The 860-nt window shown below is 61.4% G+C and carries 1 pseudogene; it reads left to right on the top strand.

The window, feature by feature from the left end:
* Positions 1-51: 51 nt before the first annotated feature.
* Positions 52-843: pseudogene (locus tag QPR87_RS23535) on the top strand (IS5 family transposase).
* The last annotated feature ends 17 nt before the right edge of the window (positions 844-860 follow it).

Raw genomic sequence — 860 nt, 5'->3', positions numbered from 1 at the left:
CTAGGGCGTGTGGGGATTCACAAACGGGGGTTGATGTGATTCATCCTCCGGATGGATCGCGATGTTCTGACGGATGCCCAGTGGGCGAAGATCGAGCCGCATTGTCTGGGTAAGCCAAGCGACCCTGGACGCAGCGGCAAAGACAACCGGTTGTTTCTGGAGGCGGTGCTGTGGATTGTGCGCACGGGCAGTCCGTGGCGCGACCTGCCGGAGCGGTTCGGCAACTGGAACACGGCGTTCCGGCGGTTCCGAGATTGGCGGGAAGCCGATGTTTTCAGGCGCATATTCGATGCGCTGTCGGATGAGCCTGACCTGGAATATGCCATGGTCGATGTTTGAGGCGCGAGCGCGCCACCGGTTCGAGCGCCGCGCCGAAAGGATCGTCAAGGTCCACCGTCATGGTCAGGGCGCAAAGGGGGGACTCAGAGCCAGGCCATTGGCCGCTCCAAAGGCGGCATGACGACCAAGATTCTGGCCCTCACCGATGCCTTGGGCAACCTCGTGCGCTTCCGTCTGATGCCGGGCCAGCGCTACGACAGCGTCGAGGTGCCGCCGCTGATCGACGGGATCGCTTTCGACGGGCTGATCGCCGACAAGGCCTTCGACAGCAATGCATTGGTTGCCGAGTTGAACGACCGCGGCGCTCGGATCGTGATCTCACAACACCCCGCCCGCGCGCAGAAACTCAGGATCGACCCCGACATCTACGCCTGGCGCCACCTCATCGAGAACTTCTTCTGCAAGCTGAAGGAGTTCAAGCGCATCGCTATGCGTGCCTGCAAAACCGATCAGAGCTTCGAAGCAATGGTCTACCTCGCTGCTGCCGTTATCAACTCACGATGAATCCCCACACGCCCTAG

The sequence above is a fragment of the Paracoccus sp. SSJ genome, from assembly GCF_030234105.1.
Classification (GTDB): domain Bacteria; phylum Pseudomonadota; class Alphaproteobacteria; order Rhodobacterales; family Rhodobacteraceae; genus Paracoccus; species Paracoccus denitrificans.
Note: the sequence above shows the minus strand (reverse complement) of the source record. Positions and strands in the feature narration are given on the sequence as shown.